This window comes from Leptothoe sp. EHU-05/26/07-4 (assembly GCF_043421015.1).
GTDB classification, from domain to species: domain Bacteria; phylum Cyanobacteriota; class Cyanobacteriia; order Phormidesmidales; family Phormidesmidaceae; genus Leptothoe; species Leptothoe turfae.
On record NZ_JAXSQV010000009.1, the window covers coordinates 378,497 to 397,841 of the forward strand.

General features: G+C 44.6%; 11 protein-coding genes. 5 read left to right on the forward strand and 6 right to left on the reverse strand.

The window, feature by feature from the left end; genetic code table 11:
• Positions 1 to 42: 42 nt before the first annotated feature.
• Together U2F10_RS35865 and U2F10_RS35870 are read right to left on the reverse strand one after the other, a co-directional pair.
• On the reverse strand, positions 43 to 2,526 hold the full coding sequence (locus U2F10_RS35865; RefSeq protein WP_499874854.1) for an L-type lectin-domain containing protein: 2,484 nt from the start codon (positions 2,524 to 2,526) through the stop codon (positions 43 to 45).
• Positions 2,527 to 3,564: 1,038 nt separating this feature from the next.
• Positions 3,565 to 4,278 (reverse strand): DUF928 domain-containing protein, encoded by a 714-nt coding sequence (locus tag U2F10_RS35870; RefSeq protein WP_499874855.1) that lies wholly within the window; start codon positions 4,276 to 4,278, stop codon positions 3,565 to 3,567.
• 448 nt (positions 4,279 to 4,726) lie between these two features.
• On the opposite strand from U2F10_RS35870, the gene U2F10_RS35875 reads away from it, so the two are divergent.
• The 3 genes from U2F10_RS35875 to U2F10_RS35885 all read left to right on the forward strand — a co-directional run bounded on the left by U2F10_RS35875 (position 4,727) and on the right by U2F10_RS35885 (position 9,074).
• Complete coding sequence (locus U2F10_RS35875) at positions 4,727 to 6,742, forward strand: CHASE2 domain-containing protein (RefSeq protein WP_499874856.1); 2,016 nt, start codon at positions 4,727 to 4,729, stop codon at positions 6,740 to 6,742.
• Between the two features lie 19 nt (positions 6,743 to 6,761).
• A complete protein-coding gene (locus U2F10_RS35880) occupies positions 6,762 to 7,367 on the forward strand; it encodes a slr1658 superfamily regulator (protein ID WP_499874857.1) in 606 nt (201 codons plus the stop codon).
• A gap of 69 nt (positions 7,368 to 7,436) precedes the next feature.
• Positions 7,437 to 9,074 carry a mechanosensitive ion channel family protein gene (locus tag U2F10_RS35885; protein ID WP_499874858.1) on the forward strand — a complete coding sequence of 546 codons (1,638 nt, stop codon included), beginning with the start codon at positions 7,437 to 7,439 and terminating at the stop codon, positions 9,072 to 9,074.
• A gap of 52 nt (positions 9,075 to 9,126) precedes the next feature.
• Here the strand turns inward: U2F10_RS35885 and U2F10_RS35890 are convergent, their stop codons facing one another.
• From U2F10_RS35890 to U2F10_RS35905, 4 genes are all read right to left on the reverse strand, one after another.
• The gene (locus tag U2F10_RS35890; protein WP_499874859.1) at positions 9,127 to 11,013 is read right to left on the reverse strand and encodes a calcium-binding protein; all 1,887 of its coding nucleotides are present in this window, start codon (positions 11,011 to 11,013) and stop codon (positions 9,127 to 9,129) included.
• Positions 11,014 to 11,611: 598 nt separating this feature from the next.
• Entirely contained in the window at positions 11,612 to 11,968 is a 357-nt protein-coding gene (locus U2F10_RS35895; protein ID WP_163665554.1) for a slr1659 superfamily regulator, read from the reverse strand.
• A gap of 94 nt (positions 11,969 to 12,062) precedes the next feature.
• On the reverse strand, positions 12,063 to 15,074 hold the full coding sequence (locus U2F10_RS35900) for a CHAT domain-containing protein (protein WP_499874860.1): 3,012 nt from the start codon (positions 15,072 to 15,074) through the stop codon (positions 12,063 to 12,065).
• A gap of 47 nt (positions 15,075 to 15,121) precedes the next feature.
• On the reverse strand, positions 15,122 to 16,840 hold the full coding sequence (locus tag U2F10_RS35905) for a ShlB/FhaC/HecB family hemolysin secretion/activation protein (RefSeq protein WP_163699543.1): 1,719 nt from the start codon (positions 16,838 to 16,840) through the stop codon (positions 15,122 to 15,124).
• 358 nt (positions 16,841 to 17,198) lie between these two features.
• Between U2F10_RS35905 and U2F10_RS35910 the strand changes: the two genes are divergently transcribed.
• Positions 17,199 to 18,404: a PAS domain-containing protein gene (locus U2F10_RS35910; RefSeq protein ID WP_250564997.1), complete on the forward strand. Its 1,206-nt coding sequence runs from the start codon at positions 17,199 to 17,201 to the stop codon at positions 18,402 to 18,404.
• 81 nt (positions 18,405 to 18,485) lie between these two features.
• On the forward strand, positions 18,486 to 19,241 hold the full coding sequence (locus U2F10_RS35915; protein WP_163665558.1) for a MinD/ParA family ATP-binding protein: 756 nt from the start codon (positions 18,486 to 18,488) through the stop codon (positions 19,239 to 19,241).
• The last annotated feature ends 104 nt before the right edge of the window (positions 19,242 to 19,345 follow it).

Genomic DNA, 19,345 nt, shown 5'->3' on the forward strand with positions numbered 1-19,345 from the left:
TGGGGCTAATGACAGTTCCTGCCTTAGTTATAAACCTTTGCTTTAGACATCCAAAGCAGTGTGAAATGGCAAATCAGGCGTTACAGAAACAATCCGCTCAAAGTTATGGCGATTTCGTACCCGCGTGTGATCTAGGGTCAAAATCAACTTGCCTGGGTCACTGGTATCGCTGCCAAGCCTAATTTCTAAATCACCCGCATTATGAGAGTAAACAAAGTCATCAATAGTAAACTCTGTTGTTTGCAAAAAGATTTTATCATGCCGTTTACTAAAGTCTTTGACCGTAGACGCTAATTCGTCGCCAGTCGATGTAACTGAGTCAGGAGGATTAAGCAAAAAGTCGACTGGGACATAAACCTTGTCTCTTCCTGCCCCCGTATAGGTATTCACACCACTAAATAAGATTAAGGTGTCGTTACCTCTGCCAGTGTTGAGCCTCTCTCCCACACTCAAGCCAAAGTCTGTCACCTTATCCTTACCATTACCAGTTTTGACTGTGACATCTATATTGCTGCTAAATTTATTTGCCGAAGCATCAAAAAAGTCCTTGGCAGAGCGCTTTTTAGACTTAGATAGGTCAACTTTAACCTTCAAGGTCTCTTCAGCATTGTTAGAACTGGCAATCAGATCGGCAAACGGGCTAAATGTCGTTCTACTCTTTTTAGAACTGTAGTCTTTATAGCCTTTATGGCGTCCTTTATGGTGCCTGGGCTCCTTAATAGTAACTTTGTCACCATTTTCCCAATTGTTAAAGATTAGGGTGCTAATCCCGTCTTCATCATTTCCCTTCCATGTCAAAACTGAAGAAATCGATGTGTCCACTGTGACAGGGCCAGAAAGACCATCTAACTTGCCGTCTGCAGATACCGCTGTAATATTGGCTAACTCACCAAATACCAGGTCTATCGTTTCGGCTATATCTGGAACAGTCTCATCACCGACAACTCTCAGGCTACCGTCCTCTAGCTGTTCAACGCCATCTACAAACTGTTGGAAAAACTCAACAGCCCCTTGATCGTCCAATACATCAAAATCGGGATCTTCGACAAATTTTAAAAACAGCTCACCATTAGGAAGAGTACCCGCTTCAGATGTATTGACCCCATCCCATCCCCAAGGACCCCAGTTGGTTGAACCAGTTCCAATACTGCCATCTACAATGAAGAACTCACCAACATTTGCCACATCAACTGCTCCAAATGCCAGCTGAACAGTTTCCTCATCTGTTACAGTGATCCCCGTTTCAGATTCAGTCACTGAAACCGTATTGGTGTATTCCTCTGCTTCTAAAACAATCTGATCAACTTGGTGATCATTATCAGTATCGATTTTTTCTGTAATCAACAATTCATAGAGCCAAAACGAACCGTCTAAAACCCTGCCCCCATAGGTTGCTACATCGCTAGCAATACCTGTAAGCGCTGCAACCGGAACTTCTACAATCGGTTCGTCAGGCAAAAGTGCCTGTACCTCAACAAAAAATGTGCCAGTCGAATTACCCGCTAACGTTGCCGTTAATTCTAGTTCATCACTATCAAACTTATTAATATGAACCGAAGTGATATCAGGATCAGATGTCTCTAGTGTTCCAGAATTAAACGCCAACCCCGAACCTACAATATTGTCAGCTAAGTCAAAGGTAACAGCATGATTAGAACTATTTTCTACTTCAAACCTTAGTAGACGATTCTGCCCTAAAGCTATGGTATTGAAGGGTAAAAGTTGATTGTCAGATCCTTCAATAACAAAGTCCTTTGTAACTGACAATGACGATTTATTGAATTCAAAATCTAAAATTTCATGGGTGGCATAGGCACCCCCAGTGGCTGCACCGAATCCAATCCAATTTGAACCTTGTCCAAAACTAGAGTCTAAATCAATGCGATCAGACTCATCTCCATCTCCATCAGGATCGTCAAAATCAATCGTTAGACTCGGATCTTCTGGGCGTGAGGGATAATCATCACCTTCATCAGCACTGACATAAACGCTCAGCTCACGTTCGCCACCATCATATTGAACCCAAGCATTGACAGGTGTTTCACTGATATTCTCAAAAACCGTCCCTGGCAGACTTTGGGTCTTGATCGACCGCACAGAACCATTTATATTGATGCTAAGATGATTACTATTCGGGTCTAATCTATTAGGATTTGCCCAAGTGTCAAACTCAACGGCAAAACTATTATCAATGCCCAAATATCCTAAGCCTTCTCCTGATGCACCTAGTGCATGAGCTCCATTACTTTGGAGCATAAACACAAGACCATCGGCTCCGTTTAAAACACCGACATCCTGAAATTTATCAGTAATTCCACCAGAATCACTCACTTGAAACGTGAAGAAAGCTTCCCAAGATTCTGCCTGACCTACGTCAACTTGTAAGAAAGCAGTACCCTTTTGGTCATTGGGATTAGTATAAGGGTCGGATACATCGGTTAAACGTAGCCTCCCTTTATTCAAAACGGCGTCACCGTTTGTTATTAAAAGAGATTCTGAGAGAAGGCTGTCGACAGTTGAATTCATACTGAGGCCCATTGCTAAAAAAATCCTCAAAAGTGGATGGTTAAAACGAGGAGATTATCCACAGCAAATTTTGACAAGATAGCGCTTTTAATTAGATAAAGTACTTACAAGTCTTGGCTAGAAAGCCTTGAGAAATTGACATATACTCCACTAATCCTAAAATGCTGTATCAACATTGATAAATGCTGACATTCTCGTGCATTCACGTAAGCTCTATAAATGCAGACCAAACTCGATGGATCTTACTTGGAAAAATAACGCCTCAATTTTTCAGCTTATACAAAAGCTAATTCGAGCAGCTGTAGTTGAAATCATCCAGTCAAAATGAGTAATTGAATACCAATTCACTGGGCATCAAAACTATTGTGCTCTCAATGCTATAGCTGAATCACTAAAATTAAAGCCACTTGTCCCCTTAGATGAATCGCTTCCAGTATGAAGAACCATAGCCTCTTTAAAGGGAAATCAGTACTTCAACACAGATCACGATACAAAGCTATGAACAATATCACCTAGAATATCTCGTTCGAGTATAAATTTTCATTGAACATTTGCAGTAATCCATGAAGCAACTACTTCGAGATTAAGGGGCTAAACCATAATATTTATTGTTTTTTAGCCCTTAACACATTACTGGCCTTAGCCCACATAAAGAGTGTTTCTCAACGCCAATAAAATTTTTGAGTTTTTACCCGTGTGGCCCTTCAAGGCATTCCGTTGACTCTGTTTCTAGCTGTTTATATTGTTACTTCAAGGGTAATTGATTGAGAAAACACAAACACCTGCTCCATAAGCCAGAGTAAATAGGAACAATACCCCCATTTACTCTATTTGGGTTAATTGGGGTATTCCTGGAGAAGATCTTCCATACCAAACATTCGATACATTTCAATGGATTCTCGATGTGATATTGCGGCCACAAGGTTGCAAAGGACTTATGGCGTTGCTGGTCCTTGGGATGACTTTAGTTGCTCGATTTGCCATGGTTTGGCCTATATTACATAGCCTGACATAAAGTCTGAGAAGCCTATCCATGCTTTAAGGTATTAATGATTCATTCGCCAGAGTTTCTAAGCCCACCGATTGCAACAGATCCTTAAGATTTTGCTCAGCAGTCGCACGGTTAGTCCGGCTCGCCTCCATGAGGCTATTTAAGGTTTCTGGCCATAGTCCTGCTTCTGCATAAACAAATGGCTGCTGACTAACAGAAGTACCTTGCAGTTGCTGATTTACATTCCCACCACTAACACGCTCAAAGCTACCCTGCACAGTCATATCGCTAGCGCGCTCTCGAACATTACAAATTAACGAAAGATACCAGTAATAGCGCTGTCCTGTCCGCAATGGTGACACTGTGGCCCGAGCGGGTACGTCAACTCTGACTAAACCTGAGTTGCCAGTAACATTAAATAAGGCTCCATAAACTAGTTCGTCAGAACCTTCTTCATAAAGAGTAAATTCTGCAAACTGAGCTGTACTTGCCGGGAAATAAGCATACACAACTGGATGAGATGCAGCAGTTTGCGCCAGATTATTGTCCGGCATCAACGCTACTAGCCCTTGCTCGCTCTGAGTACAGGCACCGCTACGATTTGCACCTGACTCACGATTCCCCGGAGCTCCCGTCTGAGTAGGCTGAAAATCTAGACGTCTCTGGCCCCATGCAGGCGTCATCGTGCCAACTGTAATGGACAGGCCAAGGGTTACCCCTATCAGATAAGCACCCAGATTACTCAGCAGCATACGATTCATATCGATAAGTTCAAATAGTTACACTCAGGAGAGTTAAAAGCGCTGGAGAAATCCTAACAGGGAATATAGTTCCTAACTGAGTTAAAACAACCTTTTGTAACCTCTTCATTGGCAAATATTGGCCATCGGTAACAAATGTGGTCTAAAAAGCTTAATATGCGTTTAGCAATAGAATCTTCTGTAAATCAACTAATATTAATTTTAAGATAGTCTTGTTATCTTGTGCTGTCTACACAAACGTCAGAATAACTTGAAATAATTTGTCAGCCAGGGCCTGTAAATCCTTAAAGGGAAATAGACTGTACCAAGAGCTTCATAGTAATAGACAAGTTTATTCTAGTTTAATGGCGGCACAGCTTAAATACACCTATTAGGAGGATTGAGAATCAAACTGGTTAGCTTCAAATATCCTATTCAGGGTCTAAAAACAATATTGAGCCGTCTGCCATTGGTTAAGCAAGGTCGTGATCGTCCACTGTCCAAGCATTTAATCCAATTAGGGCAGCCTGTTCTGCTAACCAGCTTAATTGTTGCCTCGTCTATCCTTGCGATTCGACACCTGGGAGGCCTCGAAAAATTAGAGTTATGGGCCTATGACCATTTTATGAGTCTACGTCCCGAGGAAAGTATAGATCCTAGAATGCTGATCGTCGGGGTTACAGAAGAAGATATTCAGAGGCTGAATCAGTGGCCCCTTGCAGATCAAACAGTTGACCAACTTTTAGCCAAGCTCGAACAATACTCTCCCCGTGTGATTAGTCTGGACATCATGCGCGATGTGCCCTTAGAACCAGGCCGAGAAGCATTGCTTGAGAGGTTAACCTCCAGTGAAAATATTGTTACTGTTTGCAAAGCTAGTAACCAAGAGTCGTTGGGGGTACCTCCCCCCCCCGGTGTCATCAAAGAATCTGTTGGTTTTGCAGATTTGGTGGTTGACTCGGGCGGTGTGCTACGACGCACCTTGTTGTGGATGACTCCGCCTGCACCTGCTGGGGGACTGGCCAACCAACCAGGACATCTTTGCAGCGGTCCTGAAATCATTATCTCTCTAGGGCTACGCACTGCTTTTTACTACCTACTCGATGAAGACATCCAGCCAGAATTCACTGACCGTGGAGAGTTTCGATTAGGCAATACAACCTTTCCTAGACTGACATCTAAGTTTAGCGGTTATCAAACGGTAGATACGGCAGGCTATCAGGTTATGCTCAACTACCGCTCGGAGCAGAATTCTGCTCGACAAGTCACCCTTGAGGACGTTTTGGCAGACCGAGTTGACCCTGATTGGATTCGCGATCGCATCGTTTTCATTGGCTACTTGACCCCTCAAGCAGGGGATGACTTTTATACCCCCTATAGTCAGGCCCTAAGCGATGATCAAAAGATGCCTGGAGTGGAAATTCATGCCCAGTCCACCAGCCAAATTTTGAGCGCCGTTTTAGATCAGCGACCGCTAATTTGGGTTTGGCATACTCCCGTTGAAGCCCTTTGGGTAGTTGTCTGGGCCGGTGTTGGCAGCATCCTAGCCTGGTACATTCGCCATCCCTGGCGACTGAGCCTAGCGGTGTTGGGCGTAGCTATTGGTCTCTACGTTTTTTGTTTTTTGCTCATGCTCCGAGGCGGGTGGGTTCCCCTAGTACCACCGATTATAGCCTTGGGAGCGGCCGCCTCTACCACTATCACTATTCTCAACCAAAAGCTTAAGACAGAAAACCTGCGCATTCAAACTGAACTCGACATCACCCGCCGTCTGCAGAAAATGATTTTGCCACCTGAGCGTGAACTGCAGGTGATTGAAGATCTAGATATTGCTGGGTACATGGACCCCTGTGATGATGTGGGAGGGGACTACTACGACGTCATATCAGATAGCAATGGACACCTTAAAATTGGGATTGGTGATGTCACTGGCCATGGTTTAGAAAGCGGATTAATCATGATTATGGTGCAGACCGCTGTTAGAACCCTATTAGAAAGTGGCAAAACCAAACCTGAAGAGTTTCTAAGTGCCCTTAACCGTTCTATTTATCACAATGTGCAGCGGATCAATTCCGATAAAACCATGACCCTTAGTTTATTGGACTATAAACAAGGCACTTTATACCTGAGCGGTCAACATGAAGATGTGCTGATTGTTCGTGCCAATGGTTCCCTAGAACAAATTGATACCGTTAATTTAGGCTTTCCCATTGCCCTCGAAGAAGACATTGATGATTTTCTGGCACATACCCAAATTCATTTAGAGCCCAACGACGTGGTAGTACTCTACACTGACGGGATTACCGAATCGAGAAATATAGATCGAGAGTTTTACGGCTTAAACCGACTGTGTAATGTCATTATGAGCAATTATCAGCGAACGGCACAAGAAATTAGAGCAGCTGTTATTCAAGATGTGGCCAATCATATTGGTCAGCAGAAAATCTTAGATGACATTACGCTACTAATCCTCAAGAAAAGATAGATGGGAGAGACCTGAAACTATGGCTTCACCCACTTCATCAATGTCTGAGTCATTTGGCCAGTTCGCTAGCGAGCTTCATAACGAGAATCTATGTGTCAAAATCGATTTTCCGGTAGAACTAGTAAAACAGCGAAAGTTTTGGCCCAATAGCAATCTATCCGCCAAATTCGTTTCAGAATACATATCAATTTTTTTCCCAATTGAAAACGCTCGATCTGAGCAGCTGCACCGACGCACGGAAATAACTGATGCAGCTCGATACATTACTAATGAGCTATTGGAGAATGCATTTAAATTCTCTTGTACAGCAGCTCAACAACCTGTACAGATGGCCTTATACCACTATTCTGATCGGTTAATTATCACGGTTACCAATACTGCCCACATCAATAATATCGACTCGTTTAGGTCGCTAATTCATGATCTCACAACATTAGATCTGACCGAACTATACGTAGAACATCTGGAGAAAAACTTAGACCATGAAAACGCCCTCAGTTCTGGCCTCGGTTTTATTACTATCTTGATTAATTACAACACAAAACTGGGTTGGAAAATTGAGCAAAATTCACCAGAATCAGACTGCTTCCTGGTGACCACTATGGCCCAGCTACTATATGACTAGAATATTTATGGCACTAAGACTATATACTCACCCTGAGTAGCCCACGGATACTTGTGCATAAGCGATGTTATGATAGCTCGGTTAAATCACTACCTGCAAGATATCTTTTATATTGCTCTTAGCTTAGTTATCACCGTCTTTGGTGCAATCGGTTTATATGTGATCTTGTTCCATCTGCTACGGTCTTATTTTCGCAGATTCGAGCGAGATATAGCATTGGTAACGCTGAATGTATCTGCCTATCCAGGCTTAACGTTGTTTGTACTGCTCGGCCTGGCAATGATAGCCCAAAATTCCAATAGTTTGGCTACTGTTGATTGGTTACAGCGTCTACTGCTAGGTTGCATCATTTTAACCATCAGCTATTGGTGCTTGCGCCTGTTCAAACAAGTCCTGATCTATTACCTCAAAGATTATGCTGAAACCACTGAGGTAATGTGGGATGAAGTGCTACTCCCCTTGCTAGAAGCAATTGTTCCAGTCATGATTATCTTAATGAGTGGGGCCCTTATTTTACAGCTTTGTTTGGGCTTAAACTTAACCGGTGCCTGGGTAACCCTAGGGGGTAGTGCCTTTATCATTGGCTTTGCAGTTAAAGACATTCTAGCCAACTTTTTTAGTGGTATTGCCCTATTGATAGATAGTCCCTTCCGGTTCGGTGATGTACTCCGCATAGAAAGCGGTAGTGAAGGGTCCAGCCATTTGGGCATTCTGCGAAAAATTGGAGTGCGTGTTACCCACATCTACATGTTTGAACTTCACACAGAGGTCTACATTCCCAACAGCGTGATGCAAAGTCACAAAATCACCAATTTGAGCCGTCCCATTGAACCTGTTTTTTTCTCAACACCGATTGAATTCAACCCACAGTGTAACCTGGAGCATACCAAAAAGATTATGCAGGAGATTCTCCTGGCCCACCCGGATACTGTAGGTAACATTGAGTCTAAGCTAACCTGTCTCAAGAACTACTATGGCTGGGAAAATGAATTCGCCCAAAAAAAGGAAAATGGAATACAGCGACTCTTAGCTGAATATGCCGTCAACAACAAATTAGAAGAGGTTGAAGATGCCTTAAACGCTATGATGATCACGTTACAGTTTGTGGAACAAGGCGGACTAACCCAGGAAGAAATTGACACGGTACAAACTGAGTATGATGACATTCTAAAACTGATGGGTCTTACGGTCGTTAAACAAAAAACGCGTAAACAGTCATTTCTTAATTTGCAGCATATTCAGCCTAAATTTGTAATCAGAGAAACGAAAGACCCTGACTCCTTGATCCATCTAGTGCGCAAGTGGTATCGCATTTGGCTGGGCGACCCGAACATGGCTGATGAGGATGAATATGTATTGCTGGAAATTTGGGAACGCAAAATTGAGCTGCTAAAACGGCGCACACGTAAGCTCCATCAAAAGATTCTAAATCCACTTCAAGAAGAAACTCGATTAGATGATTATGTCAAAGAGCTAGTCCGATGGTTACGAGATCGCTTTAAACAAGCTCGTAGCTCATGGCATGAACCAGAGGTGCGCATGGAACGTGTGGTGAAGGATGAAGGACATACCTATATCCGATTTACCCTAAACTATTACGTTGATGATATCCGTCTAGAAGATGGGGAGCGAGGTACTCGTGTTAACAGCGATATCCATCGCGAGATTATGCATCATCTAAAAGATGATTGTCGTGGCCAGGCTTAATAGTCCCCGACATATAGTCCCTAACATAGAGAAGAAGCACAAATAGCCAAGATTATAAGGAATTCATCAGCTTATTTTCTTCTTCGGGGGTGATCCCATAGTCCTCTCGACTCTGCTGAATTACCTTTTTATCCTCTAACGACAGTGCCTCATCCGGTGCATCTAAGGATAGATCTTGAACTGAGTCTAGGGATTTTCGATCACCGGCCACAGCCAGCAAATCTGCACCTAATCCCTGAGCTGGGCGTCTGCGATCGCCAAAAACTTTCGCCAGCACCAGGCGATACCCCTCCAGGCGCAGCCAATCTTCTCGACTTTGCTGACGATCGGGATTTAGCAAGTCCGGATCATCAATGCCAACATCTGCTAAACAAGCACCATGCTCCTCATCAGTGATTTCTAGTTCCCGTCGCATATTTTGGAGTAGATCCAAACTAGTGGCTGAGGTCATTGCACCCTCTTCTAGACTTTCCTGCAAAATAGCCCGATACGCCTGCAATCGTTTGTCATGGGTAAAGCCAGGTAAGACTTTTGCCAGCACATATACTTCATTCGCAGTCAGGTCATCCAGAGCACGCCCTTCTAAAAACTTACCCACATCTAGATTGATCTTGCGTAACTGTTTCCGTAATCGACTGGCTAGCCCCTCACGCTGATATAAAGCCGGTGTCCGTGGCCATGTACGATACAGCCATAAACCACTAGAAATAGCAATGACTGACGTGAACAGATACTGACCAGGAATCGGCAACAAGCGTAAATTAGGCCTCGCCCCAAACATAAAAAATACGTTGAAAACCAAAAATGTGTAGAACGTAAACATCTTGTGCCGAATGAGTTCTATACTCGTTGGCCGCTTCCGTTTCAGAAAATAGGCCTTTAAACGTTTCTCTAATTGATCACCAATCCAGTAACTACCTAAACCAAAGCTCCCTAATGCCAGGGGTACAGCTATTAACTTAGGAATGGGAATTGCGTGACCCGCAATATAAAATCCTGGATTGAGAAGTGTGGCTAGTTGCTGCTCTTCATGGGTCCACACACCAGAAAAGTAATAATCCCAAGTTCCAGCATAGAGATAGTAGTAGACATAGAAGCCAACAGTAAGGCCGAAATAACCGTAGTATAGCCAGCGTTGATCTGGACGGGTAATTAATTCCCAATACGAACGTTCAGAATCAATATCAATACAAGGCACTTGGCAGGCCACACAGGCCGGTTTATCCTTACCCTCTTGAGTAACCGTGCGACACATCGACTGGGTAATCTTTTGACGATCATCAACGTGGGCAGCGCTATTCAACAATCCTCTTGGCTCACTGTAAATCTTTTGAACTGGAGCCATTGGACAAAAATACTGACACCATGCTTTGCCTCCAAATAAGTAGCCTACGTAAATTGAGGCAATAATGGTTGCTACGAGAAATATGCCAAGGGCAAGGCGATCAGAATTGACAAACAAAATACGGGTACATAAACCCAGATAAAATAATCCAAATTGTAGGGCAAGATAATTTTTCGACAACCAGGAATTCTTAGCCACCTTGACCAATTCTTTACGGGTTTTACCTGTTTTTGCATTTACTCGGATCCGATACCGCTGTAATCCTAGGGCACGCGGAATCTGTGAGAGAAAGCTAAGGGGACAAATCCGTCGCCAGAACTCATGGCCAAGTATAAACAGAATAAAAATACCTGCAGGCACAACAGCTGCCCAAAATACTCTTGCGCCAATAGGATAGGGCTGTTCTACTAAACAGTCCCCTTGCACCTTGACACAGACAGTTGAATCAAGACGAATTGGACTAATGGTATTAGCTGGGTCAGTCAACCACGACGTTAGAGGATCATAAAAGAGAGAAAAGATAATCAATAACCAGCCGATGGTGAGCATCCACCGAATGCGGTGCATTTGTTGCTCAGATGTGCGATTAAGCATGATTTGAGTAGATGACCCCCGCTAGGTACTTTTTCTATGACTATTAAAGTTGTCCCCAATTTTGAATTTTCTTCGGCCATTCAACACCAGGCCCAAAATTTCGGGAACAGGATGAAGATTTTTTATGCTAAACCACGTCCAAACTAAAACCTTGAGTTTTCTCTGCGGAAAACCCTCGGTTATGACCTTGAACAAGGTTTATAACCATTGCCTAAATAGTTCTACAAGAACAATATTATCTACTAAACATAAAGGCAAAGGCATTGATTATTATTTATCACGCTTTATTTCTGCTCTAGCAATTAATCGCAAAAATTAATGATTGATTCCAGGTACATTGAATATCGTTGTCCCTGATTACAATATTGATTACTCTCCTGTAGCAACTGGTCCTCATAGCTACAGGTACAAAGGATATCCAAAATCTATTAAGGAGGCGATAGGACAGGCAAAACCTATGCAATTACTTTAATAAAAGAGATATTGTTCATTTATAGCCGATTACTGAACAATACACCCCTATCACCTCTTGGACTTATCCAAAAATATGATTCGAAGCCCTATTGTGTCTTAAGTAGAAAGAGTTAAAGAGTATTCTTTAGCCTAACTCCACAATCATCCCAGGCATCAGGCGCTTCAGATTTACCAAAGACTTTGCCTGCCAGGGAATCGTGTCAGAGCCCCTGATCGTCATAGCAACTTTAGCTGATCTACGAACTTTGATAACAAACTTCGAAATAACGTTAATGCCAGAACTATTCAGAAATTTAAGCTCCCGCAGATCCAGCGTCAGTTGGCTGGGTTCCTGGCTCGTCGCATCTTCTAGACACTGCTCTAACAAGTTTGCAATTGGTGGATACTCCCCCATGCCCATCAGAGCTAGTTCGCCTTTGAAAGTTACGGTTGAAATCGCTTGCTCATAGACAACCTCATACTCCTTACCCTTTATTTCCATGTTAGCTCTCCAAAACTTTGCCCTTGGGGTAGATATCCAGCCTATCAATCATAGCTGAGCAATTGAGCCGTAGCAGCAAACGGCTCACAGCTTCTTATAACCAGTTACCCACCAAAACGTAGGGAGCCCAGAAAAAGGGATGCTGTCGAAAGCGAGGAATTTCTAAAATTGAGAGCTGAGCACGACGTAATGCCTCTGCTTTGGTCACTTCACCAGAAATCAGCTCATCATAAAACCGGCTAATCAGCAAAGCGGTTGCTTCGTCACTGACTTGCCATAAAGACCCTAAGGTACTCCTTGCACCGGAACGGACTGCAGTACCGGCTAATCCTAATGCTGCCTGCTGATCACCAATAGCAGTCTCACAGGCACTCAGCACCAGTAGCTCCACGACATCAGATGATGTTGTTTGGTCTAAGCCAGTGGTCAGCAAGAGATCCCGAAGTTGATGCACACTCAGTCGGTCATTCCAGGTCAATATAAAGGTTTCATCAAAATTGGAGCTAAACTGACCATGGGTAGCTAAGTGGATCACCGGTGCATTGGCTGTCCGAATGGCCTTAGCAAAGGTGTCACGGGTGAAGTCTTGATTGAGCAAGGTCCTTTGGGCAGAGAGCTTGGCTTCAACTTCGGCAATTTCAGGGGCCACGTTAGGCAGTGAAGGAAATCCCTGACGTGCTTCTGTCAAACCAGCGGCGAGTACTCCCAAATTCTGAGGCTTAATTGGGGTGGGCTCTAGCAGTTGCAGTCCTGGAGTCAAGGCAATGGCATAGCGTTCCATCAAGTACCGTTGACCATCGTAGAGTGCCGCCATGGGTACATTTCGCAAGACCCCATCAGAGACAAATACCAGGGTATTGACATCGCTATTTTCTAAATCTGTGCTCAAGGGCTGCACCAGCCAATCATATACCTGTTGAGAAAGCTCCAAATAGCGCTGACTGGTCCTTTGAACCAGGGCTTGTCGTAGGTCTAACACGGTCGCCTCTAATTGGGACTCAGAGACAGTGCTGCTGTAATGGCGAAGAGATTGACCAGGTAAGCGCACAATTATATCCAGTCGCTCCGGCAAAATAATTGGATAGACAACGGCTGCCTGTTGATCTATTTGATCAATCAGCACTGGGTTAGCCGATAGACAAGCTTCCCTAAAGAAATTATCGAGTTCTGCCAGCTGTAGAGACTCCATTACAGTCCTTGCCTTTTCAAGGTTTTCAGGTAGGACTGTTGTGTCCACCAGCAGTAGGCTAACGAGTTCACGATGGATCGGTTCCACACCAGTTTGAAAAGCCGTTTGCACCTCAGGGTTGATCGAGACCAGGTCGCTACGCAGCAGTTGTAGGGTTTTGATCGATTCACTATAGGCCTTAACGGCTTTAGTGTAGTTGGGGTTTTGGGGATGTTTGGAACTGCTTTGAGGAATATTTGCCTTGAAAATCCGCCCTAGTTGCCACTGCCAACGGTAGGAAATTTCTGGGGCATCCAGGCTTTGGGAAATCAGCAGCGCCTTTTGGGTAAAAACTTCGGCCTCTTGCCACTGTTGCGCCTGTTCATATAGATGCCCTAAACTACCCAGGACATAGGACTCTGAGCGTAAATCTCCCAGTGCTTTAGCATCCTTTTGAGCCAGCTGTAGCAATTGGATAATATCTGCTTGAGCATTGGCTGACGGTGTTTGCCTGGGTACTTCTAATGCAGGTGCTGTCTGGGGAACACTCCCATTCTCTCCTAAAAACTGTTCGACCAGACTGAGATTATCACGGGTATAAGTATCAGCATCAATAGCTGTTGCTGGTCCACGAACTGTTGTGGCAGATGAGCGTCCTCCTAAAAACTGTTCGACCAAATTGAGATTGTTACGGGTGTAGGTTGATGCATCTGGGATAGTCCTACTTTCGAACCCGTTATCGGGTGCTAAAGGAGTCTCTTTGATAGAGTCGATGGAGCGATCAATAAACAAATCAACCAAATCGAGATTATCGCGGGTATAGGTACTGGGCACGGTTGTTGAGTGGGGTGCTCCCAAGTATCTTGGAACTTTTTCTAAGCGAGCATTACGTTGGCTAATTTTGAGACGACTCTCTGCCAAGTTGATTTTGGCATAGACAACGGCCTGGCTGGAGGGCAACCCTTCTAGTGATGGCTGAATTTGTCGCGCCAGTGATTCTGCTCGCTGCCATTGTTGGGTATTGATCAAAACCGCCAGTTCACTCAGCTGGGCCTGAATGGTAGTAATGGGTTCTGCCGATTGGTTAACAGCCTGTTGATAGTATTGCTGGGCAGTTTCTAACTGTCCTCGGGCTTCAACCGTATTCCCCAAGCTCACCTGAATGGTTACGATCAATTGCGATAGGCCCAATTGTTGGGCCATCCTTAAACTGGTTTGTAATGCTGTCTCAGCCTGTTCCAGATCGCCAGCCACACGCAAAGCTTCACCCAACATCTGCAGTCCTGTTGCCTTAATTTCGGAATCGGGCTGGTCAGCGAGGGCCTCTGTCAAATCACTCAGGGTGACAATGGCACGTCGATAGTGCCCCATAGCCTGTAATGCTTGGGCCTGGGTCAGTATGGAACGCAGCCTTCGATCTTCATCGCCCAGTTGGTCGTAAATCTCAGTGGCCGATTGCCATGCTTGTAAAGCGTCTAATGCCTTACCCTGACTGAGATACAAATGGCCCTGTATATCTAGAATCCTGGCCAAGATTGGTGAGCGCTCCGCTGCTGATAGCTGATCAATGACCTCTAACCCCCTGGAAATCGTCTGTCTGGCCTCGGACCAACGCCCCAACTGTTGATAAACAAAGGCCAGATTCCTTAGGGCCAGGGCTTGATTGAGATTGTCACCATTATTTTGGTAAAGCTCAACCGCTTGTTGGAGTTGTGCAATTGCCTCGCTGTAGGCACCAGCTTCAAACAGGTCGCGACTTTGTTGTGAGTTTGCATGCAGCTGCTCCTTTGGTCCTCGAAAATCTGCCCTGACCAATCCTGCTGGCAAAAATACAGCACATAGCAACGCTGTCATAAATCCTAAAAGTAGACGCCGCCAACGGTGCTGCCAGGGGGCTAAAAATAATCGCTTCAGGGGCCGAAAACTCAGTGAAACCATGGCATTAAACCCAGCGTGAATCTAGCAACAATAGTCAAGAACAACGGTTAAAAAAGGCGATAGTTAATGGCAAAGTAAAGGCCGTTTTCTTGCAAAGACGATGTTCGTTTATCAATGTCCACCAGGGGAATCCCCCAGTCCAGACGAGCCGTTAGGCGATCCCCCTGTTGCCACAGTAGACCTACACCAGTTGAGACCAATACGTTGGGATCTGGGTTAGTGCCATTATGATTCCAACCACCTCCCATATCTACAAAGGGTGCAAGCTGAAGCAGTCCATTAATCTCACGGGCACGGAACACTGGCAGACGCACTTCCCCTGACAGAGAAAATCCATTATCAGTTAGCAAAACATTTTGGCGATACCCCCGCACTGTTTGCTGTCCACCAAGACCAAATTCTTCTAGCGGCAGCAGATCATCACCACTCAGTTGTAGCCCGCCCTTGAGCAACAGCAGAGTTTCCGGAGCCAATAGCTTTACCCACTGGGCCTGCCCACGCCAGGCAAAAAACTGACTGTCGGGAGCATTGTCATTAACAGTGGCCTCTAATAGATCCAGCCCCAGACTAAATTCAGAAAACAGCGCTAGCACTTCACGATTGCCCGTTTGGGTCCATTCCTGAGAAAAACGCAAAGCTGACAGTCGGGTTCGCCCGTCCGCATCGGCCCCAGGGGAAGGAAAGCCGACAGACTCACCAATTACGTCACTCAAAAAATCTGTCTTGCTGCGCTGGTGTGTCAGCCTCAGTCCTAACGCCAATTCCTCGTTGGGAGTCTGTACCAGCGGTTGACGAAAAGATACCCCATAGGTTTGTGATTCTGATTGAATATCCAGGACCGTAAACGGGTCTTCTATCACTGAGCTATCGGACAAGCTTGTTTGCCAGCCGATGGTGCCGTTGCGAGCATTGACGGGAAATGTATAGTCCAGTTTGACTTCATCACTACCGCTAGTGTTGAGGTACTCCAGCTCAATGCGATCGCCCTGGCCCAGCAAATTACCTTCAGTTAGGGCAATTCCCCGTCGCCAGCTGCCGACACTGGGAGAACGATTGTTGTCTGTGCGTAGCTCGACGTCAAATGTATCCGCTACTGTCACCTCTACATCTAAAATACTTGTGCCCGGCTCAGTCCCCGTTGCTAGTTCAGCCGTAATGTTCTGAATTAGAGGATCGAGCTGTAGTAGCCGTAGCCCGTCTAACAGACGTTCTGAATTCAGCGGTGTAGACCCAGCCAGAGCTAACCGACTACGAACATAGTTGGGGGATAATCTCCCAACTATGTCGACATTGATATCTGTTAGTTGACCTTCCAGCACTTGAATTTGCAAAATGCCATCGGTCAACGTTTGGGGTGGAATGTAAGCACCGGAATTGACATACCCCTGATCTACATAGCGCTGCGTAATGGCTGAACGCACCTCAAACAACTCAGCTGGGGTGAGAGGACGATTGAGATAAGGGGCTGTAATCGTTGCTAAGTCTGACTCACTAAAGACTGTACTGCCTATAACCTCAAAAGCACTGATCACGATGCTTTCTGGCACTGTACCTGGGAGAGCAGGGGATGGTGCGACATCAATCGGAATGTCAAGTATCCGCTCGGATGGCAATGGCTGTATATCAATCGATTCTGGAAACTCACTCTGGGCATATCGGGTTTGGGCCAGTACTGACTCAGCAATCAAACCACCACAGACACCACACATCCAGATAGATAGGCAAAACCGTAGACAATGAAAAATAGGAACACGCAGCAGGGTCATTTTATAGTATTGCTTTTACCTAGAGTCTTTATAAATAAAGTTGGCATTGCTGCTCCTCGGGATGGATTGAATATGGATACTGTTGAATAGCAATGGTGCTAGACTGGCTCATCCCTTCAGCGATCGCAAAAAGTTGAGATAGGACAGTATGCGGTCTTAACACGTGACAGGTGCTAATTTTACCGCGAAGACTTTTTTTGAGGGACATCTTGAATCATCTCTTTGCAAGCTTTACCTTTTGATACACTCTTTTGATATTGCGCTTTTGATAAATGTATCGATATTGGGCGGTGATATAGTACTTCTAGTCATGATGGCTGCTTGATCCATGACTTAAATTACGGCAGCTTCATCGCCAATGGAGTCAGAGACTAATAACCTCAAATTACAGCTGAAAGTTTTACGACACCAGTTGCTGAAAATACAGCAAGAAAAAGCAGATCTCGAAGTGATGCTGGAAAATGCTAGTGAGCATTCCGATAATCAGCTGCTAGAAGTCAAGCAAGAAAAAGCAGATCTCGAAGTAATGCTGGAAAATGTGAGTGAGCATGCTGATTTGATTCTAGCTGAGGTTTATGAAGACAAACAGGATTTAGAACTGATTTTAGAAACGTCAACAGTTCATGCTGAGACCGTTGAGTCTGATTTATACCGACGAGCTATCATCGCTAAACAGCAGATTACAGAACAGTTTCAGCTAATTGCAGAATCCTCGCCCGTTGGCTTAAGCATTGGTTGCATTGCAACGAGTAAATTTCTATATGCCAATGCTAAAACCTGTGAAATTCTAGGAATTTCCTTTGAAGAGATTCTCAGTCGAAAAACAACAGACTTTTATGTAAATCGAGCCGATCGTGAGCAAATCATTGCAGCATTACTGAATCAACAGACTTTCGAAGGAGAAATAGCGTGTGTGCGGGCACAGGGTGAGCACTTTTGGGCGATGGTTTCATTATGTCCGTTTATTTTTAAAGATGAGCCAGCCATTCTCATGGCAATGCAAGATGTGACCGCTCAAAAGCAAGCAGAAGAAGCACTGAAGCTGGCAGAAGAACGGTATCGCAGTATTTTCGAGAATGCTTTAGAGGGCATTTTTCAAACAACATCCACAGGGGACTATATTCGAGTCAATCCGTCCATGGCCCGGATATATGGATATAAATCACCGGTCGAAATGATCCGTCAGGTGCCTTCGATCTGGGCAAAACGCTTTGTTGACCCACAGATACAGATAACCTATGAAAAAACGCTTAGAATCAAGGGCCAGTTAAAAGAATTTGAATACCAGTGCTATTGCCAGGATGGTCGGACAATCTGGATTGAAGAAAATAGTCGAGTGGTGAAAGATAGCCTTGGACAAGTTTTGTACTATGAAGGCATTGTTCAGGAGATTACTGAACGGAAACAGGCGGAAGACGCTTTAAAGCAACAGATCAAAAAGCTGCAAATCGAGATTGACCAAACCAAACGACGCCGAGAAGTTAAAAAGATTGCTCAGACTGATTACTTTCAGCATTTAATGGCAGAGGCTGATAACCTTCGTTTTTCTGAGGAAGATTGTTAAGAGATCGCCGTAATCGCCCAGGGTATTTATAAGTTATGGTAGTTTTTCTACACGCACTATCCTAATTTTAAAATTAATAAAATGGCTAAGGTTGTAGCAATTCACTCCTACCGAGGAGGTACTGGTAAATCCAATACAACTGCAAATTTAGCAGCTGTGATCGCAAGCACCGGACACCGAGTTGCTGTCATTGATACTGATATACAGTCACCTGGTATTCATATCTTGTTTGGCCTTGAACCAGACACGATGAACCAGACCTTAAATGACTATCTCTGGGGAGATTGCACCATCGTCGAAGCCGCCCATGATATCACCCCCCCTGAGGTTAAACAAAATCAAGGAGAAATTTTTCTAGTCCCATCCAGTAGTGAGCTAGCAGACATTACGCGAGTATTGCAGGAAGGATATGATGTTAAGCTGCTACGGGATGGCTTTCGAGATCTGGTTAAAGAGCTAAATCTAGACTATATCTTCATTGATACCCATCCTGGACTCAATGAAGAAACACTGCTGGCGATAGCAGTCTCTAACATTTTGGTCATTGTTTTGCGACCTGACAAACAAGACTTTCAAGGTACAGCAGTGATGGTCGATCTCTCTCGGAAGTTAAAGGTACCGAAGATGTTGATGGTGATCAACCGAGTGCTACAAAACACTGATTTTCCTGCACTATCACAGCAAATCGCCGAGACCTATGAAACTGATGTGGCGGGTCTCTTTCCTAACTGTGATGAAATGATGGAGTTGGCTAGTAGCGATCTGTTCTATTTACGTTTTCCCGAGCATCCATTATCTAATCTCTTCAAACAGGTTGCTGACCAGGTGATGGCCTAGGGTACGCTTATGAGGCAATATCAAAGGACCTCAGCACTGGTCCCACATTTTGTAATGCTTTGCTCGGTGCAATGTCACACCGAGATTGCGGAAACACAAGCTAG

Excerpts from the sequence above, each read along its gene's own strand:
- U2F10_RS35895 (WP_163665554.1), bottom strand. The coding sequence starts at position 11,968 with ATGGAAATAAAGGGTAAGGAGTATGAGGTTGTCTATGAGCAAGCGATT.
- U2F10_RS35900 (WP_499874860.1), bottom strand. The coding sequence starts at position 15,074 with ATGGTTTCACTGAGTTTTCGGCCCCTGAAGCGATTATTTTTAGCCCCC.
- U2F10_RS35905 (WP_163699543.1), bottom strand. The coding sequence starts at position 16,840 with ATGACCCTGCTGCGTGTTCCTATTTTTCATTGTCTACGGTTTTGCCTA.
- U2F10_RS35890 (WP_499874859.1), bottom strand. The coding sequence starts at position 11,013 with ATGCTTAATCGCACATCTGAGCAACAAATGCACCGCATTCGGTGGATG.
- U2F10_RS35915 (WP_163665558.1), top strand. The coding sequence starts at position 18,486 with ATGGCTAAGGTTGTAGCAATTCACTCCTACCGAGGAGGTACTGGTAAA.
- U2F10_RS35880 (WP_499874857.1), top strand. The coding sequence starts at position 6,762 with ATGGCTTCACCCACTTCATCAATGTCTGAGTCATTTGGCCAGTTCGCT.
- U2F10_RS35885 (WP_499874858.1), top strand. The coding sequence starts at position 7,437 with ATGATAGCTCGGTTAAATCACTACCTGCAAGATATCTTTTATATTGCT.
- U2F10_RS35910 (WP_250564997.1), top strand. The coding sequence starts at position 17,199 with ATGGAGTCAGAGACTAATAACCTCAAATTACAGCTGAAAGTTTTACGA.
- U2F10_RS35865 (WP_499874854.1), bottom strand. The coding sequence starts at position 2,526 with ATGAATTCAACTGTCGACAGCCTTCTCTCAGAATCTCTTTTAATAACA.
- U2F10_RS35870 (WP_499874855.1), bottom strand. The coding sequence starts at position 4,278 with ATGAATCGTATGCTGCTGAGTAATCTGGGTGCTTATCTGATAGGGGTA.